Source organism: Streptomyces niphimycinicus, assembly GCF_018883605.1.
Classification (GTDB): Bacteria; Actinomycetota; Actinomycetes; order Streptomycetales; family Streptomycetaceae; genus Streptomyces; species Streptomyces niphimycinicus.
This window is the reverse complement of record NZ_JAHLEM010000092.1, coordinates 16,306-42,848: the sequence shown is the minus strand read 5'-3', so window position 1 is coordinate 42,848 and position 26,543 is coordinate 16,306. Positions and strand designations below refer to the sequence as shown.

Annotated in this window: 25 protein-coding genes and 1 pseudogene; 13 read left to right on the top strand and 13 right to left on the bottom strand. The window is 71.3% G+C overall.

All coding sequences use genetic code 11. The features are described from left to right. The first annotated feature begins 17 nt into the window (after window positions 1–17). On the top strand, window positions 18–1,181 hold the full coding sequence (locus KN815_RS11015) for a serine hydrolase domain-containing protein (RefSeq protein ID WP_216341595.1): 1,164 nt from the start codon (window positions 18–20) through the stop codon (window positions 1,179–1,181). Between the two features lie 111 nt (window positions 1,182–1,292). On the opposite strand, the gene KN815_RS11010 is transcribed toward KN815_RS11015, so the two are convergent. The 6 genes from KN815_RS11010 to KN815_RS10985 form a co-directional block, all read right to left on the bottom strand. Beyond that, a complete protein-coding gene (locus KN815_RS11010) occupies window positions 1,293–3,824 on the bottom strand; it encodes an ABC transporter permease (RefSeq protein WP_216341594.1) in 2,532 nt (843 codons plus the stop codon). A gap of 93 nt (window positions 3,825–3,917) precedes the next feature. Then, entirely contained in the window at window positions 3,918–4,685 is a 768-nt protein-coding gene (locus KN815_RS11005; RefSeq protein ID WP_216341593.1) for an ABC transporter ATP-binding protein, read from the bottom strand. 192 nt (window positions 4,686–4,877) lie between these two features. Continuing rightward, window positions 4,878–5,528, bottom strand: a complete 651-nt coding sequence (locus tag KN815_RS11000; RefSeq protein ID WP_216341592.1) for a response regulator — start codon at window positions 5,526–5,528, stop codon at window positions 4,878–4,880. Then, a complete protein-coding gene (locus tag KN815_RS10995) occupies window positions 5,525–6,820 on the bottom strand; it encodes a sensor histidine kinase (protein ID WP_216341591.1) in 1,296 nt (431 codons plus the stop codon). The genes KN815_RS11000 and KN815_RS10995 overlap by 4 nt, the downstream gene beginning before the upstream one ends. 18 nt (window positions 6,821–6,838) lie before the next feature. Then, window positions 6,839–7,123 (bottom strand): hypothetical protein, encoded by a 285-nt coding sequence (locus KN815_RS10990; protein WP_216341590.1) that lies wholly within the window; start codon window positions 7,121–7,123, stop codon window positions 6,839–6,841. A 92-nt stretch (window positions 7,124–7,215) separates the two neighbouring features. Then, window positions 7,216–8,004: a trypsin-like serine peptidase gene (locus tag KN815_RS10985; protein WP_216341589.1), complete on the bottom strand. Its 789-nt coding sequence runs from the start codon at window positions 8,002–8,004 to the stop codon at window positions 7,216–7,218. Window positions 8,005–8,771: 767 nt separating this feature from the next. Here KN815_RS10985 and KN815_RS10980 point away from each other — a divergent pair. Next, window positions 8,772–10,058, top strand: a complete 1,287-nt coding sequence (locus KN815_RS10980; RefSeq protein ID WP_216341588.1) for a cytochrome P450 — start codon at window positions 8,772–8,774, stop codon at window positions 10,056–10,058. 56 nt (window positions 10,059–10,114) lie between these two features. On the opposite strand, the gene KN815_RS10975 is transcribed toward KN815_RS10980, so the two are convergent. Together KN815_RS10975 and KN815_RS10970 are read right to left on the bottom strand one after the other, a co-directional pair. Further along, window positions 10,115–10,330: a tautomerase family protein gene (locus tag KN815_RS10975; protein WP_078638778.1), complete on the bottom strand. Its 216-nt coding sequence runs from the start codon at window positions 10,328–10,330 to the stop codon at window positions 10,115–10,117. 63 nt (window positions 10,331–10,393) lie between these two features. After that, a complete protein-coding gene (locus KN815_RS10970) occupies window positions 10,394–11,161 on the bottom strand; it encodes an SDR family oxidoreductase (protein ID WP_216341587.1) in 768 nt (255 codons plus the stop codon). A 196-nt stretch (window positions 11,162–11,357) separates the two neighbouring features. Between KN815_RS10970 and KN815_RS10965 the strand changes: the two genes are divergently transcribed. Then, window positions 11,358–12,221, top strand: coding sequence for a helix-turn-helix transcriptional regulator (locus KN815_RS10965; protein WP_216341586.1), 864 nt, complete (start codon window positions 11,358–11,360; stop codon window positions 12,219–12,221). 203 nt (window positions 12,222–12,424) lie between these two features. Next, complete coding sequence (locus KN815_RS10960) at window positions 12,425–13,306, top strand: aldo/keto reductase (protein WP_216341585.1); 882 nt, start codon at window positions 12,425–12,427, stop codon at window positions 13,304–13,306. 250 nt (window positions 13,307–13,556) lie between these two features. On the opposite strand, the gene KN815_RS10955 is transcribed toward KN815_RS10960, so the two are convergent. Beyond that, window positions 13,557–13,934 (bottom strand): DUF2255 family protein, encoded by a 378-nt coding sequence (locus KN815_RS10955; protein WP_216341584.1) that lies wholly within the window; start codon window positions 13,932–13,934, stop codon window positions 13,557–13,559. 388 nt (window positions 13,935–14,322) lie between these two features. Here KN815_RS10955 and KN815_RS10950 point away from each other — a divergent pair, with 388 nt between their 5' ends. From KN815_RS10950 to KN815_RS10940, 3 genes are all read left to right on the top strand, one after another. Then, entirely contained in the window at window positions 14,323–15,093 is a 771-nt protein-coding gene (locus KN815_RS10950) for an SDR family NAD(P)-dependent oxidoreductase (RefSeq protein WP_216341583.1), read from the top strand. A gap of 159 nt (window positions 15,094–15,252) precedes the next feature. Continuing rightward, complete coding sequence (locus KN815_RS10945) at window positions 15,253–15,861, top strand: 3'-5' exonuclease (protein ID WP_216341582.1); 609 nt, start codon at window positions 15,253–15,255, stop codon at window positions 15,859–15,861. 77 nt (window positions 15,862–15,938) lie between these two features. After that, window positions 15,939–16,694, top strand: a complete 756-nt coding sequence (locus tag KN815_RS10940) for a dienelactone hydrolase family protein (RefSeq protein WP_216341581.1) — start codon at window positions 15,939–15,941, stop codon at window positions 16,692–16,694. A gap of 222 nt (window positions 16,695–16,916) precedes the next feature. Here KN815_RS10940 and KN815_RS10935 read toward each other — a convergent pair whose 3' ends face one another. Together KN815_RS10935 and KN815_RS10930 are read right to left on the bottom strand one after the other, a co-directional pair. After that, window positions 16,917–17,819, bottom strand: a complete 903-nt coding sequence (locus tag KN815_RS10935) for a serine hydrolase (protein ID WP_216341580.1) — start codon at window positions 17,817–17,819, stop codon at window positions 16,917–16,919. Further along, window positions 17,816–18,718, bottom strand: coding sequence for a LysR family transcriptional regulator (locus tag KN815_RS10930; RefSeq protein WP_216341579.1), 903 nt, complete (start codon window positions 18,716–18,718; stop codon window positions 17,816–17,818). Before KN815_RS10930 ends, KN815_RS10935 begins: the two co-directional genes overlap by 4 nt. Window positions 18,719–18,890: 172 nt before the next feature. Between KN815_RS10930 and bla the strand changes: the two genes are divergently transcribed. Then, complete coding sequence (gene bla, locus KN815_RS10925) at window positions 18,891–19,850, top strand: class A beta-lactamase (protein WP_216341578.1); 960 nt, start codon at window positions 18,891–18,893, stop codon at window positions 19,848–19,850. 34 nt (window positions 19,851–19,884) lie between these two features. Here the strand turns inward: bla and KN815_RS10920 are convergent, their stop codons facing one another. Next, complete coding sequence (locus KN815_RS10920; RefSeq protein WP_216341609.1) at window positions 19,885–20,637, bottom strand: sulfite exporter TauE/SafE family protein; 753 nt, start codon at window positions 20,635–20,637, stop codon at window positions 19,885–19,887. A gap of 93 nt (window positions 20,638–20,730) precedes the next feature. Between KN815_RS10920 and KN815_RS10915 the strand changes: the two genes are divergently transcribed. After that, complete coding sequence (locus KN815_RS10915; protein ID WP_216341577.1) at window positions 20,731–21,654, top strand: LysR family transcriptional regulator; 924 nt, start codon at window positions 20,731–20,733, stop codon at window positions 21,652–21,654. Between the two features lie 21 nt (window positions 21,655–21,675). On the opposite strand, the gene KN815_RS10910 is transcribed toward KN815_RS10915, so the two are convergent. Beyond that, complete coding sequence (locus KN815_RS10910) at window positions 21,676–22,089, bottom strand: RrF2 family transcriptional regulator (RefSeq protein WP_216341608.1); 414 nt, start codon at window positions 22,087–22,089, stop codon at window positions 21,676–21,678. A 6-nt stretch (window positions 22,090–22,095) separates the two neighbouring features. Here KN815_RS10910 and KN815_RS10905 point away from each other — a divergent pair. The 4 genes and pseudogenes from KN815_RS10905 to KN815_RS10890 all read left to right on the top strand — a co-directional run. Further along, window positions 22,096–22,739: pseudogene (locus KN815_RS10905) on the top strand (oxidoreductase); the annotation flags it as partial. Between the two features lie 255 nt (window positions 22,740–22,994). Continuing rightward, window positions 22,995–23,963 carry a CPBP family glutamic-type intramembrane protease gene (locus tag KN815_RS10900; RefSeq protein ID WP_216341576.1) on the top strand — a complete coding sequence of 323 codons (969 nt, stop codon included), beginning with the start codon at window positions 22,995–22,997 and terminating at the stop codon, window positions 23,961–23,963. 203 nt (window positions 23,964–24,166) lie between these two features. After that, on the top strand, window positions 24,167–25,102 hold the full coding sequence (locus KN815_RS10895) for a D-alanyl-D-alanine carboxypeptidase family protein (RefSeq protein WP_216341575.1): 936 nt from the start codon (window positions 24,167–24,169) through the stop codon (window positions 25,100–25,102). Between the two features lie 325 nt (window positions 25,103–25,427). Further along, window positions 25,428–26,393, top strand: a complete 966-nt coding sequence (locus KN815_RS10890; protein WP_216341574.1) for an alpha/beta hydrolase fold domain-containing protein — start codon at window positions 25,428–25,430, stop codon at window positions 26,391–26,393. Window positions 26,394–26,543: the final 150 nt, after the last annotated feature.

The window sequence follows — 26,543 nt, the reverse complement described above, 5'->3', positions numbered from 1 at the left end:
CAGCACTGGAGTTGACCATGCAGAGCACCAGACGCACGCTGCTGGCCGCGGCGCTCGTCCTGGGCGTCGTGGCGGGCCCGGCGGTGCCGCCGGCCCTCGCGGCCACCTCGTCCGCGGCGGTCCCCACCCGGTCCGGGATTCCGGCGCTGGAAGCCGCCATCGCGGGTCTGCCGACGCGGGACGCGACGGCCGCGCTGGTACGGGTCGGGGGCTCCGAGGGCGTCTGGCGGGGCAGTTCGGGTGTGCACGACCTGAGGACCGACCGGCCGGCCGATCCGGCGGGCCGGTTCCGCGCCGGTTCCGTGACCAAGGTCTTCACGGCCGCGGTCGCCCTGCAACTGGCCACCGAGGGCACGCTCGACCTGGACCGCGGCGCTCGTTCGTATCTGCCGGAGCTGATCCCGGCGTCGTACGGGAAGGTCACCGTGCGGCAGTTGCTCAATCACACGCACGGCATCCCGGCCCCCGACTTCCCCGGGAACACGGTCGAGGAGCGGTACGCCGACCGCTTCCGGATCCATGACCCGAAGGAGATGGTCCGCTCGGCGACCTCGAAGGACCGCGAGTTCCCGCCCGGCGAGAGGCAGCACTATCTGAACATCGGCTACACCATCGCCGCTCTGGTCATCGAGCGGGTCTCGGGCGACTCGTACGAACACCAGGTGGCCCGCCGGATCCTGAAGCCGCTGGGGCTGCGCGACACCTATCTCCCGGGGGCCGATCCGCGCATCCTGGGCCCGCACAACCACGGCTACCAGACGATGCGGCTGGACGACGGCACGACCGGTCCGCGCGATGTGTCGGTGTGGGGGCCGACGGACGGCTGGGCGGCCGGTGACATCATCTCGACCACGGCCGACCTGGAGCGGTTCATCAAGGCCCTGTTCCGGGGACACGTGGTGCGCGGCCCGCTGCTGCGCGAGATGTTCACCCTGCCGAAGGTGGCGGACTGGGGAACCGGGGATCCGGCCGCGTACTCGGCCGGGCTGTCGATGAAGAAGCTGGGCGGCCGTGAGGTGTGGGGCAAGACGGGCGGCCGCTGGGGCTACAACACCGGCGTCGCCGCCACCCGCGACGGCTCGCGCACCCTGGTCTACAGCGTCAACTCCACGGACGCCAAGGGCCAGGAGATGAACGAGGTGGCGCGGAACATCATGGTGGCGGCCTACGGCAACCCCTGAGCACTCGGGCGGGCGGCCCCGGAGCGCTCGGGGGTATGCGCCGGGTGGCACGCGTGGCGGCGGTGGAACGAGTCCCACCGCCGCCCGGGTCCAAGCCGTCCCGCGCGCGGCTCAGTCCGCCTTGAGGGCCGTGAGGACGTTCAGCCGGGCCGCCCGGCGGGCGGGCCAGAGTCCCGCCACCACGCCGACGAGTGCGGCGCCCACGAGGGCCACGGCGATGCGGCCCCAGGGGATGACCATCTCGTACCCCTGGATGCTGTCGGAGGCGAGCTTGCCCGCGGCCCAGCCGAGGAAGATGCCCGCGCCGATGCCCAGCAGGGCCCCGAAGAGCGAGATCAGGACGGACTCCAGGTGGATCATGCGCTTGGTCTGCTCGGGCTGGAGCCCCACCGCGCGCAGCATCCCGATCTCGCGGGTGCGCTCGAACACGGACATCGCGAGGGTGTTGACGACTCCCAGGACGGCGATCACCACGGCCATGGCCAGCAGCCCGTACAGGACGTTGAGGAGCAGGGTGATGGACTCGCCGCCGGCGGACTCGGCCAGGTCGTCGGTGTTCCGCAGCCGGATGAGGGGGTTCTGGTCGAGGGCGCGCTGGAGGGAGCGCCGTACCGTCTCGCCGTCGCCGTCCTTGGTGTGCACCAGGACCGAGGAGTCCTCGATCTTCTTCAGATGGGGCTGGAGGGTGGCCAGCGGCATCATGGTGGCCGGGAGGAATTCGTCGCTGCGGTAGATGCCACCGATCCGCAGGGTGCCCCGGCTGCCGTCGGCGTAGACCACCGGCACCCGCTGCCCCATGGTCCATCCGTGCATTTCGGCCGTGGAGGTGTCGATCAGCAGGTTCTTGCCGCCGCCCGCGCCCAGTGCCGCGAGCGACCCCGATGCGAAGCTCGGGTCGAGCAGATCGGCGATGCTCCGGGCGTCCACACCGGTCAGGTTCACCTCGTCGCCGCGGATCCGGACGGCGCCCTCGCGCCGCGGGCTCGAGGAGGTCACGGCCGTGGACTTCGCCAGGGTGTCATGGACCGACGCGGGCAGGTGGCCGCTGCTCCTCGACGAGATCTCGAAGTCGGCCGTGACGGTGTTCTCGGCCCGCTGGTGCAGCGATGTCGTGGCGGACACCGCGACCACGGTGAGGCCGGTGACCATGGACAGCCCGATCATCAGGGCCGAGGCGGTGGAGGCGGTGCGCCGGGGGTTGCGCCGGGCGTTGCGCGGGGCCAGCGTGCCCGGGACCCCGAAGCGGCGCAGAAGGGGCCCGGCCAGGGCGATGGCCGGGCCGGAGAGCGCCGGGGTCACCACGATGATGCCGATGAGCAGCAGGACGGACGGGAAGAGGACGGTGGTGCGGCCCTCCTCGCCGCTGGACGCCGTGTACACCACGCCGAGCACACCGATCACGATCAGGGCGATACCGATGGCGTTGCGCCTGCGGAGGCTGCGGACCGGCGGGGGGGTGTGGAGCGCGGACATGGCGGCCACGGGAGGCACGGCGGCGGCGCGGCGGGCCGGCAGATAGGCGGCGAGCATGGTGACGACGACGCCCACCAGGAACGAGATCAGTACGGTGCCCGGGGCGACGACCAGCGGCCCGTCGGGGAGGCCGGATCCGGTGGACGCGAACAGTTGCCGGATGCCCATGGCCACGGCGATGCCGAGGAGGAACCCGGCGGCGCCCGCGCACAGCCCCAGCAGGGCGGCCTCGATGAGGACGGAGCGGGTCACCTGGCGGCGCTCGGCGCCGACGGCCCGCATCAGGGCCATCTCCTGCGAACGCTGGGTGACCAGCATGGTGAAGGTGTTGGCGATGACGAAGATGCCGACGAACAGGGCGATGGCCGCGAAGACGAGCAGCACCTGGCTGAGCCCTTTGGCCCCCTCGGCGGCGTCGGCCTGCTGCTGCGCGCGCAGTTGCGCCCCGGTGTGGATCTCGGAGTTCTCGGGCAGCAGGTCGCGCGCCTCGGCCGCGAGCCGCTGCTCGGAGGCGCCGCGGTCGGCCTCGAGCGAGACCGCGTCGTAGTGGCCGGGCTTCAGCAGCAGCTTCTGCGCGGTGGCGTCGTCGAAGAGCACCAAGGTGCCGCCGGAGCCGGAGATGTCGTCGGTGCGGACGATGCCGACGAGTTTCTTGTGCAGCACCGGTCCGTCGATGGCCAGCCGGACGGTGTCGCCGATCCGGTAGCCGCCCTGGTCCGCGGTGCTGGTGTCCACCAGCACCTCGTCGGGCCCGGTGGGAGCGCGTCCGGCGGTCAGCGGGTGGCGGTTGTCCTTGCCGTCGGCCTGGGGGAAGTAGTTGCCCGCCCTGGTCACATCCTCCTCGCCGAGGGGATGGCCGTCCTTCGCGGCCACGGCGGCGAACCCTTCGACGGAACCGGTCACGGACGCCACCCCGGACAGCCGTCGCAGGCTCCGCAGTGTGTCCTCACCCACGGTTCCGGGCTCGCCGGTCTTCTCGTCGTACGGCGGTGTGGCCTGGACCGAGACATTGCGCAGAGTGGTGAGGTAGCGCTCCTTGTAGGCGTTGCCGATGGTGTCGGTGAAAACGAGGGTGCCCACGACGAAGGCGACGCCGAGCAGAACGGCGAGCATGGTCATCAGCAGGCGGGCTTTGTGCGCGAGGACGTTGCGCAAGGCGGTGCGGAACACGGGGGCCTTCCGGGAAGGTGCCGGGTGAGGGGTGCTCAGGAGCAGGGCGTACGTGGGACGTGGCGAGCGGCCGTCAGACGCGAGGCATGGGCGTCAGACCTGGTGCGCGGGGGTCAGGCGCCCCATGCGCTCCAGGACGGCCTCGGCGGTGGGCGCGTGGAGTTCGTCGACGATGCGCCCGTCGGCGAGGAAGACGACGCGGTCCGCGTAGGAGGCGGCGACGGGGTCGTGGGTGACCATGACGACGGTCTGGCCCAGCGCGGTCGTGGAGTCGCGCAGGAACTCGAGGATCTCGGCCCCGCTGCGGGAGTCCAGATTGCCGGTGGGCTCGTCGGCGAAGACGATATCGGGCCGCCCGGCCAGCGCGCGGGCGACGGCGACGCGCTGCTGCTGGCCGCCGGAGAGCTGGCCGGGCCGGTGGTCGAGCCGGTCGGCCAGGCCGACGGTCCGGATGATGCTCTCCAGCCAGTCCCGCTCCGGCTTACGGCCCGCGATGTCCATGGGGAGGGTGATGTTCTCCACGGCGCTCAGGGTCGGCAGCAGGTTGAACGCCTGGAAGACGAAGCCGATGCGGTCGCGGCGCAGCCGGGTGAGCTGACGGTCGTTCAGGGAACTGATCTCCGTGTCGCCGAGGCGGACCGACCCGAAGGACAGCGCGTCGAGACCGGCCATGCAGTGCATCAGCGTGGACTTACCCGACCCCGAGGGACCCATGATCGCGGTGAACTGGCTCCGGACGAAGCCGACGGTGACCGCGTCGAGGGCCACCACGCGGGTGTCCCCCGTGCCGTACACCTTCGTCAGGTCGGTGGCGTGGGCCGCGTAGCTCTCGGGGGCGGAAGGGGGCAGGTTCGCGTGCATGCCGATCCTCGGTGGACGCTCGGTGGATGCCCTCGTGGCAGAGGGAGTCGCCGCTATTGGCGACCTCCATGAGCCTGCCGCTCGGCCACCCGCCTGCGGATCCCCCGAACATCCGGCACCGCATCCCCCGATCGGGGGAGATCGCCGCGGCACCGCCATTCCGGCCGGACGACTGCCACGACGGCCGGGCCGCTATTCCACCCGCCCCGAGCGGAAGGCCCAGGCCGCGACCTCGACCCGGTTGCGCAGGCCCAGCTTCGCCTGGACGGACCCCAGATGCGTCTTGACCGTACTGGGCGCGATATACAGCTCGGCGGCGATCTCCGGGTTGGTCAGTCCACGGGCGATGCCCTGGATGACCTCCTCCTCGCGGTCGGTCAGCGGCTCGGCCGGTTCGGACGCGCCGCGTCGCCGCGCCTTGGTGAAGTGCTGGAGCAGACGGAGGGTGATCTGCGGGGCGACCATGGCGTCCCCGCGGACGGCCGCCCGGACGGCCTCGGTCAGCAGTGCCGGACCGGCGTCCTTGAGGAGGAAGCCCGACGCCCCGTTCGACAGCGCCGTGTACACATATTCGTCGAGGTCGAAGGTGGTGACCACGACCACTTTCGGCGCTCCGGGATAACCGCCGCCGGCCAGTCGGCGGGTGACCTCCAGACCGTCGGGCGGAGGCATCCGGATGTCCACGAGACACACGTCCGGCCGGGTCTCGCGGGCCAGCGACAGGGCCGAGGCCCCGTCGGCGGCCTCGGCCACCACCTCCATGTCGGACTCGGCCGACAGCACCATGCGGAACCCGGCCCGCACCAGGTGCTGATCGTCCGCGACCAGGATGCGTATGGTCATGCCGTCCTGCCCTCCCGTAGCCGCAACCCGGATCGTACGGCGTGCCGCCCGCGCGCCCGGGCGTTGCGTGAAGCCTCGTCGGGGTGCAGCGGTACGGAGGCGCGGACCCGCCACCCGCCTTCCGGGCGGTGCCCCGCCTCGAAGGCGCCGCCGAGCAGCTCGATCCGCTCCCGCATGCCCATGATGCCGAAGCCGCCGCCGAGCCGGCCGAGGCCGCCGCGGTGTCCGGACGGGGAGCCTTGTCCGTCGTCCTCGACGACCAGTTCGGCGTGGCGTGCCGCGACCCGGGCGGACACGTCCACCGACCGGGCTCCGCGCGCATAGCGCTGGGCGTTGGTCAGGGCTTCCTGGAGGACGCGGCTCAGCCCGCCGGTGACCTCCGTGGGGACGTCCTCCGGCAGGTCCTGTCCGAGGTCCAGCCGGATCGGCAGCCCCGTCGCCCGTGCCTCGTCCACGATGCGGGTCAGCACCTCGCCGAGGTTCTCCGGATGCCGCGGGGTCTCGTCACCGCGCATCGAACCGACCAGACGCCGCATGGACGTCAGCGCCTCACCGCCCGCGTTCTCGACGGCGTCGAGCATCTCGTTCAGCATCCGCGGGTCGGGGGTGCCCCGGCCGGTGACATGGCGCACGGCCTGCAACTGCACCACGATCGCGGTCACCTGATGGGCCACGGTGTCGTGCAGGTCGCGGGCGAGCGCGAGCCGTTCCTCCTGCCGGACGAGCTGTCCGGTGCGTTCCTGCTGGATGTCGTAGAGGCGCAGTACCAGACCGCAGACGAAGGCCAGGGCCAGGGCCAGCACGATGCTGCCGGAGAAGTCGCCGGGATCCGCGTCCCGCAGCAGCGGGACGGAGAACACGCTGATGCCCAGGGCCGCCACGATCACCGGGGCCCATCCGGGCGTGCAGCGGCGCACCGCCACGGCGAGGAGGGCCAGCAGGCCCATGAGTTCGGTGCCGCTGCTCTCGCTGGTCACCATGTTCACCGGCAGCAGGCGGTAGGCCAGCGTGGCCGCGAAGGTGCCGGCGCAGGCCACCAGCGCGGCCCGCGGGACCCAGCGGGAATCGCGCATCGCGGCCAGCACGGCCATCGCCCCGGCCAGGGCTCCGGAGCAGACCGGCGCCCAGTCCCCGACGTATGCCTCCGTGTCGAAGGTCGGGTCGAAGACGATCCGCTCCGTCACGTCCTGATAGACGGAGAAGAGGAACAACAGCGCAAGCCCCGAGATCAGGATCCGCCCCGGCCAGCTTCGGTAACCGGCACGGCGGCCGGAGGACACAGCTATTCGCACCCGCGCCACCCTACGCACCTACGGCGGCGATTGCCGCCCGCCTCCCGTGTGCGGGTCGGTGGGCATGGGCGCGGGCCGGGCGTCGCGCACCCGCTCCGGGGTCCAGTACGAGGGGTCCGGCGGATCCGCCCGGTGGCTCCGCGGGGTGTCCGGGGCGGTCCGTGGGGTGTCCGGGGCGGTCCGTGGGGTGTCCGGGGCGGAGGGATCGCCGGTGTCCTGGCCCCGGGCGGCGACGGCGAGGGCCGCGACGATGCCGGTGGCCGCGATCGCCGCGGTGAGGAGGGCTGCGCTGAGCGGGCGCATGGCGTTGTCTCCCGATGCCGAAGGCCGGGAACCCCTGACTGCGGGGCCCCGGCCGAGTGCGGTGTGGTACTGAACCGCCTGCGGTGTGGTGCTCAGCCGTTGGCGGTGTTGTTGTAGATCGTTTGGATCTTGTTGTCGAAGTAGGGGCTGTCGATATAGGCGGGCGGATCGGTCCGGGTGCTGGTGACCCCGATCTCGGTCCCCAGGCCGGTGGTCTCGTTGTAGTCCCGCAGCCAGGGGCCGCCACTGGCGCCCTCGACCATGGTGCATCCGTTCTGCACCCGGGAGCCGTCCTGCCAGGTGCCGACGTTCTGGCACACGTAGGGCACCTCGCCGTTGTGGCCGAAGGCGGCCGGGTAGCCCCAGACGGTCACGGTGTTGGCGTACCCGTAGTTGTAGCCGAGCCCCATGCCGCCAACGGTGTTGACCAGCTTGCTGGAGCCGTTGTCCCAGACGTTGGCCACGCCGATGTCGTAGTTCAGGTCACTGCTGTTGATCCAGCCGTTGAACGAGGTCAGCGTCTTGGCGGACCAGGTTCCGTACGGCCGCGAGCCGTTGTAGTAGGCGGGGACGAACACCCAGTTGGTCGCCCAGGTGCCGCCGGCGCCACCGTGGACGCAGTGTCCGGCGGTGAACACCATGTTCTTCGTGGGATTGTTGACCGCCGCGGCGGAGCAGGCGTAGTCGCCGCCGTTGGTCGGGTTGTGGAAGAAGACCTTCCCCTGCACGATCGAGGTCGCGATCCGGATCCCGCGGGCCTTCTGCGAAGTGGTCGCCTTCTGCGGTTTCGCGAGCTGAGAGGGTTTGGCCGCCGCGTCGACGGCCGCCTTCTGTGACGCCTTGGCGTCGGCGGGCGTGTCGGCTTCGACGGCTCTGCGCATGCGCTGCGGAGTCCAGTAATTCTCGGCGGACTCAACGGATGAGCGGGATGCCGCACTCTTGTGTGTGGACACCGCGGAATCCGCGGTACGTGTGACGGTGCTGTGCGAGTCGGCGGACGCGGCCGCCGGAATTGTCAGGGCGAACGCGAAAACCACTCCGCTCGCGGCTAAAACGACCTTGCGTATCTGCACCAGTCCCCCCAAATCCTGATCGGGACGGGGAGCGGATGCCCCCGGTGAAATCCCGGCCGCACCGTATCGCGCGGTGAAGTGCGCACGGCAAGTGCCTGCGGGCGGCGAGAACGGTATCCGGTCAGGCATTACAGCCCAGCCGGTACGGAAAATCGCTTCCCGGCTCCTGGGCTGCCCTCCCCGGCAAAAGCGGAATGAGTCTTGCACCGCATTGAACGAGGAATTCCGAAGTGTCGACGCGCGTCAACGCACGACACGTCCCACCACCGCCTCTGTGGCGACGTCCGCCCCACTCCCACAGTGTCCGGAATCCGCATCCGCATTTATCCGGCTGAATTCATGGAGGGGCCATTCATATATGCACAGCAGCCCCGCACAGCGTTATTCGCACCGCCCGCCGCAGCGGATACGGGAGCACGGCGGACCGCCCGCCGCCCCACCTCGTCCACGACCCGCCCGGCGCACCACGGCGATCCGGCGAGGAATCGTCACCGCAGGGAAGTTGGCCTGACGCGATCACTTCGTTAGCCTCCCGGCAGCCCCGCAGATCCACCGCTCCCGAGGAAGACAATGCAGTGACGAACCCCCAGGACGACCAGGACACGCAGGCCCCGCACCCCACACCGGAGGCACCACCCCCGGGCTGCCCCGCCCACGCCGCACGGCTGTACGGGCCGGATTTCCGGCGCCGGCCAACCGAGACCTACCAGCGGATACGGCACGACAGCGGACAGGTCGCGCCCGTCCTGCTCGAAGGCGACATCGACGCCTGGTTCGTCCTCGGCTACCGCGAGACGCGCCAGGTGCTGTCCGACGTCGAGACCTTCGGCCGGGACCCGCGCCGCTGGAACGGCTGGGACAGCGTGCCGCCGGACTGGCCGCTCATGCCGTGGGTGGCGTACAGCCCGATGCTGGCCTTCACGGAGGGGGAGGAGCACCGGCAGCGTGCGGCGGCCGTCAGCGAGGCCCTCGCCACGATCGACCCCTTCGTGCTGCGCGGGCACTGCGAGCGCTTCGCCGACCAGTTGATCGACAAGTTCGCCGTGAGCGGCAAGGCGGACCTGGTGTACGACTACATCTACTCGGTGCCCACCCTCGCCACGGCCGAGTTGTTCGGCCTGTCCGACGACGAGGCCGGGCTGGAGGCCCTGGCGGGCGGGCTGACCGTCTCGTTCCTCTCCAACGAGGAGGCCATCGCCGGCCAGCAGCAGGTCGCCGCGTATGTGGCGGAGCTGGTGAAGGCCAAGCACGAGGCGCCGGGCCCCGACCTCACCTCGCAGTTCATCCTGAACACCCCGGACCTCACCGAGGAGCAGCAGACCGCCGACCTGATGGTGCTGATGGCGGCCGCGCTGCCGCTCACCTCGTACTGGATCGGCAACACCCTGCGGCTGATGCTCACCGACGAGCGCTTCGCCATGACCCTCTCGGGCAACCGCCGCAGCATCGGCGAGGCCATGAACGAGGTGCTGTGGGCGGACTCCCCGCTCCAGAACCTCATCGGGCGGTACGCCACCCGCGACACCGCACTCGGGGGGCGGCGCATCCGCACCGGCGACCTCGTCGTCCTCGGCCTGGCCGCCGCCAACGCCGATCCGCTGCTGTGGCCCGACACCCCCGTCGGCCACGGCGGGAACCATTCGCATGTCAGCTTCAGCGGCGGTGACTACGGCTGCCCGGTGGGCGGCCCCGAGACGGCCAGGATCATCGCGGAGACGGCGATCGAGGTGCTGCTGGACCGCGTGCCGGACCTGACGCTCGCGGTCGCGCCCGACGAGCTGAGGTGGGCGGACTCCTTCTGGTACCGCTGCCTGGAATCGCTGCCCGTCACCTTCAGCCCGACGGCGGTCACCGCGGGCTAGCACCCGGGGTTCCCCCGGCGCCGAGCGACGCCGGGGGCCGTGAGTGTCCGCCGGTGTCAGTGGCCGGGCGGCTGCTGGAGCATGGCGAGGGTCAGGACGTTGCCGCCGATGCCCCAGCCGCCGTCGGTGACCTCTTCGACCACGACCAGGGTGTTGGCACGGGCGCGCTCACCGTAGATGTCGACGTACAGCTCGGTGGTGCGGGTGACGATCTCCTGCTTCTGCTTCTCGTCGAGGGATCCGGCGGGGACCTTGAAGTTCGCGAAGGGCATGGTCGTTCTCTCTCCTGGTGGGGAAACGGGGTGGAAAGCGGTCGTGCGGGGGCGTCGTGGCGGTCAGACGATGCCGCCGTTGGCGCGGATGACCTGGCCGTTGACCCAGTGGCCGGCCGGGGAGGCGAGGAAGGCGACGACCTCGGCGATGTCGGTGGGGGTGCCGAGGCGCTCCAGCGGGGGCTGGGCCGCCATCCGGGCGATGGTCTCCTCGTCCTTGCCCTCGAGGAACAGATCGGTGGCGGTGGGGCCGGGGGCGACGGTGTTGACGGTGACGTCCCGGCCGCGCAGCTCGCGCGCCAGGATCATGGTGAGTGCCTCGGTCGCTCCCTTGCTGGCGCTGTAGGCGCCGTAGCCGGGCAGGGCCAGGCCCACGATGGACGTGGAGAAGGTGATGAGCGCCCCGCCGCCGCGGATCCTGCGGGCGGCCTGCTGGGCGACGACGAAGGTTCCGCGGATGTTGGTGCGGTGCAGCGTGTCCAGCTCCGCCAGGTCCAGCTCGGCGATGGGGGCCAGATACAGCCGGCCGGCCGCGTGGACGACGACGTCGACCCCGCCGTACTCGGACTCCGCGGTGTCGAAGAGCGCGGCCACCTGCCGCTCGTCGGCCACGTCGGCCCGGACGGCGACGGCCCGGCCACCGGCGGCGGCGATGTCATGGGCGGCGGCTTCGGCCGGCTCCCGGTGGCCCGCGTATCCGACCACGACGGCGTATCCGTCGGCGGCCAGCCGCTTGACCGCCTCGTGGCCGATACCGCGGGAGCCGCCGGTGACGATGGCGACGCGGGGCCGGTCGGTGGGGTGCTGGGGCGCGGTTGCCTGGGGTGACATGGGGACTCCTGGAACAGGGTGCTGGCTGGCGGATGCCACATGGTGTGGCCGTGGCCCGGGGCGCCGGCGGTGTCGCCGCCGACGCCTCGTCGGTGTCTCCACTCTGGGCCGGGGTCTCCGGGCCGGCCAGGGCTGTCCGCACCCGGGGGTTGTCAGCCCCTGGCTCGGCCCACCGGTACAAGCGACCATGGAGGGCGTGAACCACTCCGAATTGGCCGCGTTCCTCAAGTCCCGGCGCGACCGCGTCCGCCCCGCCGACGTCGGCCTGCCCACCGGCCCGCGGCGCCGGGTGCCCGGGCTGCGGCGCGAGGAGGTCGCCCAGTTGGCCGGGCTGTCCGCGGACTACTACACCGAGCTGGAGCGCGGACGCGGCGCTCAGCCCTCGGCCCAGGTGTTGACCGCCCTCGCCCGGGCGCTGCGGCTGGGCGGCGACGAGCGCGACCATCTGTTCCACCTCGCCGACCGCCCCGTTCCCCCGGTGACGCACGGCCCGGCCGCACAGGTCCAGCCGGCCCTGCTCGGTCTGCTGGACCGGCTGGGCACCACCCCCGCCCAGATCATCACCGACCTGCACCAGACCCTGGCGCAGAACGAGCTGGCGGCCGCGCTGGTCGGCCGTCCCCCGGCGGTCCGCGGGCCCGCGGCCAGCCTCGTCCACCGCTGGTTCACCGACCCGGACGCCCGTGCGCTCTACCCGCCCGAGGACCACCCCCACCACTCCCGGGTCTTCGTCGCCGACCTCCAGGCCGTGGCCGCCCGGCGTGGCGGCGACACCGAGGTGCGGCGGATGGTGGCCGCGCTCCGACGCCGCAGCGAGGAGTTCGCCACCCTCTGGGACACCCATGACGTCGCCCTCCGGCGGACCGACCACAAGCGCATCGTCCACCCCGCGCTGGGCGTCATCGAGCTGGACTGCCACTCCCTGTTCAGCGAGGACGGCCGCCAGCGCCTGCTGTGGTTCAGCGCCCCGCCCGGCACCGAAGGCGCCGCCCAGCTCGAACTTCTCTCGGTCATCGGCACACAGGACCTGACGGCCGACGAGAACAGCACCTCACCGTGATCCCCTGGCATACGGCGCCGGGGCGGCGGCCTCCGGGGCCGGGCACGGCGCCCTGATCGCGCCAACGTGGTGACGTTCGGGGTACGGAGCGAGCACCCGGCCCGTCATCGGGAACCCCTGTCGCAGTACGAGCGGGCTTCACCCCGTGCCGGGGCACGGCACCGGGCGGGCCCGCCGGTCTCCGACGCACCCAAGGATCCCGTATGAATGGACCAGCCCCCCTTCTGACCCTGAACAACGGCGTGCGGATGCCCGCTCTGGGCCTCGGCGTCCACCAGAGCCCGCCCGACGAGACCATCCCCGCGGTGACGACCGCGATCGAGAACGGCTACCGCCTCATCGACACCGCGGCCGCCTACGGCAACGAGAAGGAGGTCGGTGAGGGCATCGCCCGCTCGGGCATCGGCCGTGCGGACATCTTCGTCATCACCAAGCTCTGGATGTCCGACTACGGCTACGACGCCACCCTCCGCGCCTTCGACACCAGCCTCACCGAGCTGGGCCTGGACCGGCTCGATCTGTATCTGCTGCACTGGCCGGCCCCGTCCGCGTTCGACACCACGGTGGCCTCGTACAAGGCGGCCGAGAAGCTGCTGGCCGACGGCCGGGTGCGGGCGATCGGCGTATGCAACCACACCCCCGCGCATCTGACCGATCTCATGGCGCGCACCGACGTGGTGCCCGCGGTGAACCAGGTCGAACTGCATCCGCTCTTCAGCCAGGCCGAGCTGCGCGCCTTCGATGTCCGCCAGGGCATCGTCACCCAGTCCTGGTCGCCCATCGGCGGCGTGAACCGCTACGGGGGCGAGAGCCCGGACAAGGTCGGGGATCCGCTCCAGGAACCCACCATCACCGGCCTCGCCGATAAATACGGCAGATCCCCGGCCCAGATCATCCTGCGCTGGCAGGTCGAGCACGACCTGTGCGCGATCCCGAAGTCCGTCAAACCCCACCGCATCGCGGAGAACATCGCGATCTTCGACTTCTCCCTCACCCCGCACGAGGTGGCCGCCATCGACGCGCTCGACACCGGAGCGCGGGGCGGTCCCGACCCCGACCAGGTGGGGCCCGACACCTTCTCCTGAGACCGCTTCCCCTTAAGACACCGCGCGGGGCGGCCACCGAGCCGCCCCGCACCCACCTGATCTGGACCGGGTCAGGACTCCAGGTCGTCGACGAAGTGGCGGAAGCCGTGTCGATCCTGGTGCAGGGTCCACAGGGTGTCCGCGCGCTCGGGGTGCGGCACCACGGCGGTGCCCCGTTGACGACGAAGAGCACCGTGTCGCGGTGGCGGGATGTGGCGAAGGCGGTCGCCGGTGACCGGCTCGCCCCTCGTCACCGGGGTACGAGCCGCAGCGTCGTGGCGCGCGCCGTGTCCGCGACCATGGGCTCGACATAGGTGCCGCTGTAGCGGCCGTACTTGGAGCGGTACGCGTCGTCGACCCGGTCGTTGACACCGGGGTCGCCCTCCTCGATCAGGGTGACGTCCCGGTCCACGCCGCCGGAGCGGATGTGGCCCTCGTGGCTCCCATGCGCGGTGCGCCACCAGGAGCCGTCGGTGCCCCGGAAGGAGCGGACGTAGAGGTCGTCGCCGTCACGGACGACCCAGATCGGCACCGCCGTACGCGGTGTGCCGTCGCCTTGCAGCGGCGCCATTTCCAGTTCGTCCGTCGTGGCGATCCGGTTGAGTTCGTCGCTGGTCCATGTCGTCATCGTCTGCCTCCTTCACGAATAACCGAAAGGGGAGAATTCCATCTCGGGAGGAAAGCAACCAGGGAGAAAACCTTCCCCCTGGGCGGCCGGCGAACGATGCCCCACCAACCAGTATGCCGAGCGGGAGGTCACCCGGCGAGGGCGGCGAACGCCTCGTCCAGGAGGGCGGTGAGGTCGGGGCGGCCGGGCCGCCGGCCGTTCTGCATCTCCAGCAGCCGGGCGGAGAGGGCGGGGGTGTTCCGGACCAGGCGGGTCGTCGCGAGGGCCGCGCCCGGGTCCCGGCGGTGGTACGCGATGACGACGCCCTTCTATGACACCGGGTTCCATGCTAGGAATGCTGATTCACGGCGATCCTTCGGTTCCAGACCTCTGTCAGCGGGAGAGCGGCATGCGGGGACTTCAGGGCAAGAGGATCGTCGTCGCGGGCGGCGCCACCGGGATCGGCGCCGCCACGGCCGAGCGGCTCGCCGAGGAGGGCGCCTCGGTCGTCGTCGGCGACATCAACCTCGTCGGCGCGAAGGCCACCTCCCAGCGCATCGCCGAGGGCGGCGGCACCGCGGTCGCCGTCGAGTTCGACCTCGCCGACGAGGAGTCGATCGGTGCGCTGGTCGACCGGGCCGCCGCCGAGTTCGGCGGGGTCGACGGGCTCTACAACGTCGGCGCCGACCTCTCGGACGACCATCTGGGCCGGGACACCGACCTGCTGGAGATGGACCCGGCACTGTGGCGGCGCACCCACGAGGTGAATCTGCTCGGCTACGCCCTCACCTGCCGGGCGGTCATCCCGCGGCTGCTGGCCCAGGGTGGCGGCGTCATCGTCAACACCTCCTCCGGCGCGGCCTGGGGAGGGGAGCCCCGGCGGCCCGCGTATGCCGCCTCCAAGGCCGGGATCAACGCGCTGACCCGCCATATCGCCTCCCGCTGGGGCAAGGAGGGCATCCGCTGCAACGCCGTGGCGCCCGGGCTGGTCATGGGCGACACCCAGAAGCAGCGGGACGACCAGCGGCTCCAGGCCATGGCGCTGAAGATCGCCCGTAGTCCGCGGCTGGGCGAGCCCGCGGACGTGGCCGGCACCGTGGCCTTTCTCCTCTCGGACGACGCCGAGTGGGTCAACGGCCAGGTGTGGTCGGTCTGTGGCGGCATGAGCCTGCGCGACTGAGACTCCGCCGGCTCACCTCATCGGCCCACGACGTGGCCGGTCACCGCTTTGCGCACCGCCACCGGGATCCCCGCCCGGGACGGCATTCGGGGAGGAGTAGTCTCCTGCGCAGCGGCTCTTACGGTTCGTTCGCCCCACACCACAACGAGGAGAGACCGGTTGTCGACGTTTGTCGTGTTCGACCTTGAATTCACCTCATGGCCGGGATCGCTCGAGCAGGACTGGTCGGAGCCGGGGCAGCTTCGCGAAATCGTCCAGATCGGCGCCTTGCGCATCAGCACGGGCACTTCCGCTGACGACCACTGTGTTGTCGAGGAATACGAGGCGCTGGTCAGGCCGGTGGTCAACCCGCGGCTGTCCCCGTTCTTCACGGGTCTCACCGGCATCGACCAGGAAACCGTGGACCGTGAGGGAGTCGCCCCCGCCGAGGCGCTCAGTGACTTCCTGGCGTTCTGCCGGGGCCAGTCCGTGCTCTCCTACGGCAACGACATGGTCGTCCTCGGGGAGAACGTGGGATGGGCCCGGGCGCGCGGCGAGGAGATCAAGAACGGCTTTCTCTCCGCCGGCTTCCTGAATATCCGCCCCTGGCTGAATACCGTCGCACCGATAACGGCATCGGCCAACTCCGGTCGGCTGTGGGAAGCGCTCGGCCTGCCCAAACCCGTGGCCGGCAGGGAGCATTCAGCGCTCTTCGACTGTTATTCGATCGCCGCGGCGATCAGACATGTACGCGCCGGTGGGGCCGCCCTGCCCGAGGGATGGCTCTAGGGTCCTTCTGGCGGCCCGAAGATCTTGGTCGGCGGCGCCCACGCGCGTCGTCCAGTACGTAGGAAAGGAACTGCCCTATGACCGCAGTGCGCGGAACAGCCGTCGACATCCCCACCCGGGACGGCATCGCCGATGCCTATCTGGTCCATCCCGACGACACCGACCGCCACCCGGCCGTTCTGCTGTACATGGACGCCTTCGGCCTCCGGCCCCACCTGCGGGGGATGGCCGACCGTCTGGCCGCGGCCGGTTACACCGTGCTGGCGCCCAATGTCTTCTACCGCCACGGGCGGGCTCCCGTGGTGGAGTTGCCCGACTTCATCGACTTCGCGGCGCGCCCGGAGATCTTCCAGAACATCATCCCGATCACACAGGAGCTCACTCCCGAGCGCGCGATGAGCGACGCCGGCACCTATCTGGAGTGGCTGGCCGCCTGCCCGCAGGCCACCGACGGGCCCGTGGGCATCACCGGCTACTGCCTGGGCGCCGGGCTGGCCCTGCGTACCGCCGGAAGCTACCCCGACCGGGTCGCCGCGGTGGCCGGATTCCACGGTGGCAACTTGGCCACCGACGCACCGGACAGCCCGCACACGGTGGCCGGACAGGTCACCGCCGAGCTGTACTTCGGACACGCGGACCAGGACCACTCCCTTCCGCCCGAGCAGATGGAGCGCCTGGACAAGGCCCTCACCGAGGCCGGTGTCCGCCACCGCGCCGAGGTCTACACGGGCGCGCAGCACGGCTACACCCAGGCCGACACCGTCTCCTACAACGCCGAGGCCGCCGAACGCCACTGGGAGGCCCTGCTCGAACTCTTCGGCCGCACCCTCTGACCGTGGCCGGCACCACCTCCGGCGACCGGGGCTAGGGTCCTTCTGACGGATCTCCGTGGGAGAAGGAGCGGCGTCAGGGGGCACCTCCCAGCGGTAGCTGGGGGAGCGTGCTCTCGGCGTGCCGCGCGGAGGCCCTCGTAGCGGAGCTACTTGGGTTTTCGCACGGTGCGGCGAGAGGGCGTGCCGGGCGTCGCGACGCCGCGGAGATCCGTCAGAAGGGCCCTAGAGCTGCCGGAGGTGGTCACGCAGGGTGCGGGCCACCTGCGCCATGAGGGCGTCGGCACCGGGCTGGGTGCTCGCGGGCACGAGTGACTCGGTGAGCACGGCGATGGCGAACGCCTGGCCGTCGGAGTGCTCGACGATGCCGATCTCATGGCGGAGGTTGAGGAGGGTGCCGGTCTTGGAGGACCAGGTGGTGGCGTCGGAGCTGAAGTCCGGGGCGAGCCGGTGCCGCAGTACGTTGTGGGCCATGAGGTCGCGCACCTGGAGGGCCACGTCGGGGTGGATTTTCGACGGTGTCCACAGGGCTTGGAGCAGGTCCGCCCAGGCGCGTGCGCTGCCGGTGTTGGCGCGGGTGGTGTCGAGTTGCGGCACCCGGTGGCCGCGGCCACCGGTGCCCGCGTCGATGGCCAGGGCGTGGGCGAGATGCACCTGCTCGGCGTCGAAGCGCTCCACGGGGGTTTCGCTCAGTTCGCGCATGCCGTGCCGGACGGTGATGCCACGCAGCCCGAGTTCCTGGAGGATCTCGGCCACCTGGGCGGGCGGGGTGAGGTCGAACAGCGCGTCGGCCGCCGTTCCGTCACTCACACAGGTGCTCAGGTAGAGCAGATCCTCGATCGCGATCCGGGCGGGGTGGCGGAACCGGCTCAGCCCGGTGGGGCCGGGCGTGGTGATCCGCCCCGGGGCTACGTCGAGCATCGTCGCCCCGTCGAGGTCGCCGCGCCGGATGCGCTCCGCCGTCGCCAGCGCGAGCGGGACCTTGACCAGGGAGGCGGACGGCAACTGGGTGTCCGGGTCGATTCCCAGCTCGTCCCCCGTGTGGAGGTCCCGTACGAGCAGGCAGCCGTGCAGGCCGCCGTCGCGCAACTGCTCGCGCAGATCGCGCAGCAGTGTCTCGGTGCTCACGCTTGCGTTCCTTCCTCGGTGTCCGCCCGGGTGTCCGCGCCGAGGCAGCGGGCGATGGCGCCGCCCAGGCGCCCTTCGATGGGCTGCGGATTGCCGTCCGCGGCGGCGGCGAGAGCGAACCCCCGGCCGAGTGTGATCTCGCCGATGGGCCGCCACTTCAGGGCGAGTTCCGCTGCCTGCGCGGGAGAGCACAGCAACAGGTCGTGGGTGCTGAGGACTTCGGCGGCGGCGGTTGTCAGGTCGGTGGCGGCCACGAGCTGGGCGGGCCGCAGACCGACCGCGTCGCGCAGCCGGGTCAGCGGGTCGCGGATATGCGGCACATCGTCCTCGGGCTGGATCCAGATACGGCGGGCCGGGCCCGGAGCGGCCCGGCCGACCCGCAGCGTCTCGAGATAGACCCGCCGCACACCGGGCTCCTGGACTCCGGCGAGCCCGAGCGGCACGGACCAGGTGGCCTCGTCCGCGGGCACCGCGAGCAGGGCGGCCCGCACCTGCTGCGCGTGGATGAGCTCCAGGCGCTGCGCCGGTGCCGCGACGCGCAGATCGAGCGTGATCCCGTGCCCGCGTGCCTCGGCGACGAGTCGTGCGAGACCGACCGTCGAGCAGATGCCGGGCACCGCGAGCCGCCACGGTTTGCGCTTGGCGGCCTCGGCCTCGTGCAGCAGCACATCGGCCGCCTGTACGAGCTGTCTGGCCACCGGCAGCATCTCCCGCCCGAAGGGGGTGAGTACGGCCCGCCGTGAGGTGCGTTCGAAGAGCTGCTCGCCGAAGCGCTCCTCCAGAGCGGCCACCCGACGGCTGGCCACCGACTGGGACATCCGGGCGGCGGCCGCCCCGACGGTGAAGCTCCCACGCTCGCTCACACTGACGAACGCCCGGCACGCTCCCACCAGATCCACATCCGTACTCTATGCCAGATCAGCATGAAAGAGCGCAGGAGCGTATTGGACCGCATAGCCGCCCGACGGCGAAGGTGATCCCGATGCCCACGGCCGCGCCCCGGCGAGGGGCCCGGTCGTTCCATCCCCTGTGCCCCCCTGCGTTTCGGGGGCCCAACCGGAGGTCAGGATCATGCGATTCCCCCGTGCCCGGCACACCGCCCTCGGCGCGCTCACCGCGCTCACGCTTCTCGTCCCGCTGACGGCCTGCGGCCAGGACGGATCCTCGGACGCATCGGGGTCGTCGAGCACATCCAGCTCGCCGTCCACGTCCACGGATCTGGCCGCGAAGGCGGGCACGGACCCGGCGTCGTTCACCGGCGAGTTCAAGAAGCTGGAGCGCTCCTACGACGCGCGGCTGGGTGTCTACGCCATCGACACCGGCACCGGACACGAGGTGGCCTATCGCGACGGCGAGCGGTTCGGCTACGCCTCCACGTTCAAGGCGCTGGAGGCCGGTGCCGTGCTGAAGAAGGTCAAGCTGGGCGGGCTGGACCGGGTGATCAAGTACTCCAAGGACGATCTCATCGACAACTCCCCCGTGACCGAGAAGCATGTCGACACCGGGATGAGCCTGGGCGCGCTGTGTGACGCCGCCGTCCGCTACAGCGACAACGCGGCGGCCAACCTGCTCTTCGACGAGCTCGGCGGGCCGAGGGGCCTCGACGCCATGCTCGAGAAGATGGGCGACGATGTCATCCAGATGGAGCGCCGCGAGCCGGAGTTGAGCCGCTGGGTGCCCGGTTCCACCCAGGACACCAGCACCCCGCGGGCGATGGCCAAGGATCTGCGCGCGTTTGTGCTCGGCGATGTCCTCGGCGACGGAGAGCGCGCACAGCTCACGAAGTGGCTGCGGACCAACACCACCGGGGACGCGCTCATCAGGGCCGGGGTGCCCAAGGACTGGCAGGTCGGCGACAAGACCGGAAGCGGTAGCTACTACGGTGGCCGCAATGACATCGCGGTGGTGTGGCCGCCCGACTCCGCTCCCATCGTCGTGGCGATCATGTCGAACCGCGGTGACAAGGACGCCAAGTCCGACGACAAGCTGATCGCGGACGCGGCGCATGTCGTGGCCGACACACTGTCGTAGCACCCCTCCTCCGCTCCCCCGCGGCGCTGACTGCTCAGTTCCGGAGGAAATACAGGACGGTCATGGTGACGGCGGTGGTCAGCACGACGCCGCGCAGCAGCCACGCGGGGAGACGACGGGCGATATGCGCTCCGGCCACCCCGCCGGCCACCGCGCCGACCAGCATGGTGATGAGCACGAACGGTGCGCTCAGCGCGTCCGAGGCGATGAGGAACAGCCCGGTCGCGCTGAGGTAGACGGCCGCGATCTGGGCGACCCGCATCGGGTTGCCGGCCGAGGGGTCGAGGCCGAGGCCGATGCTCCACACGGCCAGCATCATGATGCCGACGGCACCGCCGAAGTAGCCGCCGTACACGGCGAGGAGGAACTGGCCGATCAGGACGGCCCGGGGGCTCATGCCGACCGCATGGCCCTTCGCTTCGCTCACCACTCGGGAGACATGGCGCCCGAAGGCGAGGATCACCGTGGCGAACGCGAGCAGCCAGGGCACCGCGGCGTCGAACGACACCGCGGGCAGCGTCAGCAGCAGACCCGCACCGAGCCCGCCACCGATCACACTGACCCCGGTCAGCGCCCGTGTGGACGTGCCGCCGACCGGGGCGAGGTCGCGCCGGTAGACCCACGCGCTCGCCACGGTCCCGGGTACGAGGGCCACGGTCGAGGACGCGTTCGCCGTCACCGGGGACAGACCGGCCGCGACCAGGGCGGGGAGCGCCACGAACGTGCCCCCGCCCCCGACGGCGTTCAACGCCCCGGCGGCCACGCCCGCCAGCAGAACAATCACCATCTCGGACACCCGCCGAGCATCGCCCCACGGCCCGTGGGCGCACAATGCGTGATCCGCGTAGCCTGCGCAAGGCTGTGCCATAGGCTCGTCAGGGTGCGTTATGACCTGGACGACCTGCGGCTCTTCCTCCACATCGTGGCGGAGGGCTCGATCACGGCGGGCGCCCGCCGGATGCATCTGAGCCTCCCGTCGGCCAGCGCCAGGGTGCGCTCGCTCGAACACCACGCGGGCGTGGCCCTGTTGATCCGTGGCCGACGGGGGGTGCGCCCCACTCCGGCGGGGACCGCGCTGGCCCGCCACGCACGGGATGTGCTCGCCCAGACGGCGCGCCTCGAAAGCGCCGTGGCGAGCTACGCCCGGCCGCCGACCGCGCCACTGACCCTGCTGAGCGGCGGCTCGGCAATGCATCACCTCGTACCGAGGGCCCTGGTCTCGTTCCTCCGCGCGCACCCGGACGTCGATGTGACGGCGTCCGAGAGCCGCACCCCACGGACCGTGCGGCTGCTCGCGGATGGCGACGCGGACCTGGGCGTCGTTCTCGACACCGAGGCGCGCGACTGCGGTCTCACCATGGAACCCCTCTGCGATGACTCCCTGGTGGTGATCGGCCAGTCCGGCGGGATCCTCGCGGGGCGCGGCGCGGTGGCCTACCGCGAGGTCGCCGAGCATCCGCTCGTGGGGCTCGACGCGGGCTCCTCGCTGCGGCGCTCGATCGAGAAGCACCTGGGTCCGCACGCTCCGGCGGTGCGGTACCGCACCACCGTCGCCCACCTGCCCACCCTTGTCTCCCTCGCGGCCGCCGGTGTGGGACTCGCGGTCGTGCCACGCCGCGCCATCGCCCCCGGCCGGCCACTGGATGTATGCGAGCTCCAGGATCCCTGGTCGCGCCGCACTCATCTGCTGGCCTGGGGCGAGAAGGCGCGGGCCGCGTCCACCGCCACCGCGGCACTCGCCGAGCATCTGCGCCGGGCGGCGGTGTCCGAGCCGGACGGGGGCACCGGCGTTCCGGCGATGTGAAAGCGGGCCCGGGGCGGCGAATCAGCGCTGTCGTGCGCGTCCCGCGTCGAGGCGGCGCAGTTCCCGCACACTGTCCGCGAGCGTGCGGTCGCCCAGCGATTCGAGCACCGCTTCCTCGGCCTCCGCGGTGAGCGCGGTGAAGTACTCACCGGCGTGTGCGGTCACCTGGCACTCGGGCTCCACCCCTGGCGAACAGGCCCACAGGGGCTTGTCGCCGACGGCACAGCGGTAGATCTCGGCCAGGGTGATCCGGCCGGTCGGCCGCCCCAGCCTGGCCCCACCGGTGCGGCCCTTGACGCAGACGACCAGCCCCTCCTCCGTCAGCGGGACGAGGAGCTTGCGGACCAGGCTCGGGTTGGTGTTCAGCACCCGGGCCAACTCGGCGGAGCTCAGCGGTGCGGAGTCGTCCTCGGCGGCGACCGCGAGGAAGAGCATCAACGCGTCGCCGCCTACTACGCGCGCCGGGCCGCGGCGGGCACCGGCCTGATCATCACCGAGGGCACCACCGTCGACCACCGGTCCGCCGGTTTTCTCGACGGCATTCCCCGGTTCCACGGCGAGGAGCAACTCACCTGATGGCAAGGGACCGTTGACGCCGTGCACACCCACGGTGGCGCGATCATGCCCCAGCTCTGGCACGTCGGAATACAGCGGCCCGCGGGAGCTCCGCCGTTCCCCGGCTCGCCGAGGACCCCAAGGAACTGGAGGCCGTGCTCACCCCGCCGGCGGAGGCCGGGGGCGACGCGTTCCACGCGTCCGGACGCCGCCACTGGCAGGCCGAGTTCCCCGACCCGGGATCGGACCTGAACATCGCCGGATGGGCGAAGAAGGTCACCGGCAAGCCGGTCATCACCGTCGGCTCGGTCGGCCTGGACACCGTCTTCCAGCCCGGCTCCCTCTCCGGTGCGAACGCGGCCGTGGACACCATCGAGCGGCTCCTCGACCCTCTGGAGCGGGACGAGTTCGACCTCGTCGCGGTCGGACGCGCACTGCTCGCCGACCCCGAGTGGGCCGACAAGGTCCTGAACGACCGGATGAGCGAGCTGATTCCGCTCAGCAAGGACTCGGTGGCGTCCCTGCGCTGAGCCGAGACCCCGCCCGGGCGAGGCGGCGGGAGGGAATCGGCGCCGGCCGGCACGGGGGAGTCCGACCGGCGCCGAGCATGGGGTGTGCAGCTAATTTAACATTTCACCACCGCCCCGCATTCCCGGCGTGGGCTCGGCCCACGGACGCGCGGTACGTCGAAGGATGTATGGACGGTTTCATCACTGGCTACGAGCTTCGTGGCGAAGTGGGACGTGAGGATGGCTGGAGTCACCGCACTCCCCGGAGGACCTCCCATGACCGAGCCGCACACCGGTACGCCCGCCCCCTCGACCGCCGCCGCCCTGTTCCGGGCGCTGACCGGTGGTCTGGTGATGGCCACGGCACTCGGCGTCGGCACGGCCCTGGGTCCGGTCGGCGCCGACGCCTTCGGCCTGACCGGCTTCGCGGCCCGGGTGCTCCCGGGCGTGCTGGTCACCGCGCTGGCCGTGCCACTCGTACTCCTCCTTTTGAGCCGGGGGCGCCGGTCCCCGGCGTGGCTCGGGTTCGGCGGGGCGGGCCCGAGCCTGCGTGCGCTGCTGACCGGGGCGGGGGTGACGGCGGCCTCGGCCGCCGTCGTTCTCGGCGCGGGTACCGCCGCGGGCATGCTGCGCTGGTCGCGTATCGAGCCCGTCACCCTCGCCGGGTTCATCCTCTCGAACGGGGTGGTCGCCTTCCTGCTCGAAGCCCTGCCGGAGGAGACGACCCTGCGCGGCTACGCCTGGACGTCACTGCGCACACGGTTCGGCGCCACCGCCTCGGCCCTCGGCACGACGGCGGTGTTCCTGCTGGTGCCGGGGGCATCGACCGTGATCGGGGCCGCCACCGCGCATCTGGTCGGCGGCGATCCGGAACCGATCGGGTTCGCACCGGACGGGCAGAATCCCGCCGACTACCTGATCCTCCTGACCGTGTTCGGGCTGACGCTCGTGGCGGCCCGGACCGTTCTCGCCCGGGCTCCGCTGTGGGCCGCCATCGGCACCCATCTGACCTTCCTGACCGTCAACCGGATCGCGCTGGAGGGCGACCGGCGCGGCGCGGGCTGGCACGCCGAGCAGACGACACCGGACGCGGTGCTGCTCGTCCCCGTCTATCTGCTGCTGGCCATTGCCGGTTTCGCGGTGTGCCGACGGGTCGCACGACGGCGTGGCGCCGAGCCGCGGCATGGCGCCACGCCGCCCCGGGCGGTGGCGGAGCGACTGGAACGCCCGGCGCCACACGCGTGACGCGTTGACCAGCCCTGACGGGATCGCTGTCAGGTCGCGGCCCAGCCATCGGGCCGCATGGTCGTGGCGGATCAACCGTGCTGGTACGGGGAGTAGTTGTGTCCCCGATGCCATCGCTTGGCCGATACCCCCGAAGCGTGGACCCGTTACGCCCGGTGAGACGATGCGCTCGCCCCATCTTCAACAATCGAAACGGAGGGCGAATGCATAAACGTCGTGGAATCGTGACCCCCCGCTGGAGAGTCGCGGCGGTCGCGTCCACGGTGGCCGTAGCGATCGCGGTTCCGGTGGCGATGGCCCAGGCTTCGGCCGAGCCGCCACCGGAGGTCAGCGCCCAGGGCGCGTACCTGCTCGACACCGGTTCCAACAAGGAGCTGATGGCCAAGGACGCCGACACCAGGCGTCCGATGGCGAGCACCACCAAGATCATGACTGCCCTCGTGGTGCTCGAGACCCGGGGTCTGGACCTCAACCAGCAGGTCACCGTCAAGCAGGAATACCGCGACTATGTCACCAAGTCGGGCGCCAGCACGGCGGACCTTCAGACCGGTGACAAGCTGACCGTCAATCAGTTGCTGTACGCGTTGATGCTGCCGTCCGGCTGTGACGCGGCGATGGCGCTGGCCGACACCTTCGGCACCGGCGACACCACCGCCGAGCGCACCAAGTCCTTCATCGCCAAGATGAACGCGAAGGCGAAGGACCTGGGGCTGGCCAACACCAACTACGACTCCTTCGACGGTGTCTCGGCCGACAGCGACAACTACTCGACGCCCCGTGACCTGGCGCAGGTGACCCGCCGCGCCATGGAGAACGCGACGTTCGACACGGTTGTCAAGTCGGTGTCCACCAAGCAGGAGGCACCGGCGGCCAACGGCCGCACCCGGTACTACTCCTGGGACAACACCAACAAGTTGCTGGGTTCGTACCAGGGCGCCATCGGCGTCAAGACCGGGACCACCACCCCCGCCGGACCCTGTCTGGTCTTCGCCGCCAAGCGCGGTGACAAGGAGGTCGTGGGAGTCGTGCTCAACGACGCGGACCGCTACCCGGACGCGAAGAAGATGCTCGACTGGACGTACGACACCACCACCGAGGTGAAGTGGCGCCAGCTTCCCAAGGACGCCCAGCGGGACTGATCCACAAGCCCCGCGAAGGCGACAGCACGGTGCCCCGGCCGGACTCGTTCCGGCCGGGGCACCGGTGCTTGGGCGCCCGCACACCCGGGGTTTCCCTGGAGTACGGGAGCGGAGGCGGGGAAGGCGCTGGTCGGGAGAGCCGAGGGGCAGGGGCGGGCGCACCGATGGGAAGGGGCGCCCGCCCCGAGGGTTCCCGCCGTGCCACGGCCGGCTTGCTGTGGCCGCCACTGGGCTGCTGTACCGGCACTCAAGCGCAACACAGCAGTCTTTGAGGACAGTTGGGGTAGCCGCGCCGCCGCCCCGCCGTCCTCGAACGGAGTCGACCATGGCCTTCACCCTCGACCCTGAGCTCGCCGCGGTGCTACAGGCCCTCGCCGAGCAGGGTGGCCCCACTCCTCCCCCGCCCACACGCGACGACTGGCGGACGCTGCGCGCCAGGGGCACGGCCTCGATGCGGTGGCTGGCCTCCCTGCTCCCGGCCTACCCCTCCGGCTTTCCCCTGGTGAAGGCGGGCTCGCACAGGGTGCGGTCCGCGGACGGGGCGGAGATCCTCGTCCGCTGGTACGAGAAGGCCGACTCCGCGCCGGGTTCCGCGGTCGTCTACGCCCATGGTGGAGGGATGATCGCCGGCAGTGTCGACCTCTACGACTCCGTCGTCGCCGGATATGTCCAGGCCACCGGGGTGCCGTTCCTGTCCGTGGGCTACCGTCTGGCCCCCGACGCGGCCACCGGCACCGGCCCCGTGGAGGATGTGTTCGCCGCGCTGACCTGGTTGCGCGGCCAGGCGGCCGAGCTGAGGGTCGACCCCCGCCGCATCGCCGTCATGGGCGACAGCGCCGGGGGCGGGCTCGCCGCGGGCACGGCGATCCTCGCCCGTGAGCGGGGCGTCCCCCTCGCTCGCCAGGCGCTTCTGTATCCCATGCTGGACGACCGCACGCTCACCCCGGATCCACGGCTGACCCCGTATGTCGCCTGGACCTGGGACGACAACTGGACCGGCTGGCACGCCCTGCTGGGCACGGCGTTCGGCACCGACGCCGTGCCGCCGGAGGCGGCGCCCGCGCGCGTCGCCACCGTCGCGGGCCTGGCACCCGCCTATGTCGAGGTCGGAGAGCTCGACATCTTCCGCGCCGAGGCCGTCACCTACGCACAGCGGCTCGCCGAGGCCGATGTCCCCACCGAACTGCATGTCCACAGCGGCGCCATCCACGAGTACGACCGCCTCGCCCCCGCCTCGCGGCTCGCCCGCCGGGCCATGGAGGACCGCAGGCGGGTGATCTCCGCGCTCTGAGAGCCCCGGGACGCCCCCGCCACGGGCCGCGGCCCTCCATCCGTGACCAGAGCGATCCGCGCGCGATTCCGGCCGTTCGCCGTCTCCCTGGTCCGCTGAACCTCCGCGCACCAACCGCAGAACCTCAAGCCACCATCGTTCGTCTTCTCC

Coding starts and splice junctions, on each gene's coding strand:
- KN815_RS10895 (WP_216341575.1), top strand. CDS start 24,167: ATGCATAAACGTCGTGGAATCGTGACCCCCCGCTGGAGAGTCGCGGCG.
- KN815_RS10975 (WP_078638778.1), bottom strand. CDS start 10,330: ATGCCCTTCGCGAACTTCAAGGTCCCCGCCGGATCCCTCGACGAGAAG.
- KN815_RS10900 (WP_216341576.1), top strand. CDS start 22,995: ATGACCGAGCCGCACACCGGTACGCCCGCCCCCTCGACCGCCGCCGCC.
- KN815_RS10890 (WP_216341574.1), top strand. CDS start 25,428: ATGGCCTTCACCCTCGACCCTGAGCTCGCCGCGGTGCTACAGGCCCTC.
- KN815_RS11005 (WP_216341593.1), bottom strand. CDS start 4,685: ATGCACGCGAACCTGCCCCCTTCCGCCCCCGAGAGCTACGCGGCCCAC.
- KN815_RS10950 (WP_216341583.1), top strand. CDS start 14,323: ATGCGGGGACTTCAGGGCAAGAGGATCGTCGTCGCGGGCGGCGCCACC.
- KN815_RS10955 (WP_216341584.1), bottom strand. CDS start 13,934: ATGACGACATGGACCAGCGACGAACTCAACCGGATCGCCACGACGGAC.
- KN815_RS10990 (WP_216341590.1), bottom strand. CDS start 7,123: ATGCGCCCGCTCAGCGCAGCCCTCCTCACCGCGGCGATCGCGGCCACC.
- bla (WP_216341578.1), top strand. CDS start 18,891: ATGCGATTCCCCCGTGCCCGGCACACCGCCCTCGGCGCGCTCACCGCG.
- KN815_RS10970 (WP_216341587.1), bottom strand. CDS start 11,161: ATGTCACCCCAGGCAACCGCGCCCCAGCACCCCACCGACCGGCCCCGC.
- KN815_RS11000 (WP_216341592.1), bottom strand. CDS start 5,528: ATGACCATACGCATCCTGGTCGCGGACGATCAGCACCTGGTGCGGGCC.
- KN815_RS10920 (WP_216341609.1), bottom strand. CDS start 20,637: ATGGTGATTGTTCTGCTGGCGGGCGTGGCCGCCGGGGCGTTGAACGCC.
- KN815_RS10985 (WP_216341589.1), bottom strand. CDS start 8,004: ATGCGCAGAGCCGTCGAAGCCGACACGCCCGCCGACGCCAAGGCGTCA.
- KN815_RS10910 (WP_216341608.1), bottom strand. CDS start 22,089: ATGCTCTTCCTCGCGGTCGCCGCCGAGGACGACTCCGCACCGCTGAGC.
- KN815_RS10960 (WP_216341585.1), top strand. CDS start 12,425: ATGAATGGACCAGCCCCCCTTCTGACCCTGAACAACGGCGTGCGGATG.
- KN815_RS11015 (WP_216341595.1), top strand. CDS start 18: ATGCAGAGCACCAGACGCACGCTGCTGGCCGCGGCGCTCGTCCTGGGC.
- KN815_RS10940 (WP_216341581.1), top strand. CDS start 15,939: ATGACCGCAGTGCGCGGAACAGCCGTCGACATCCCCACCCGGGACGGC.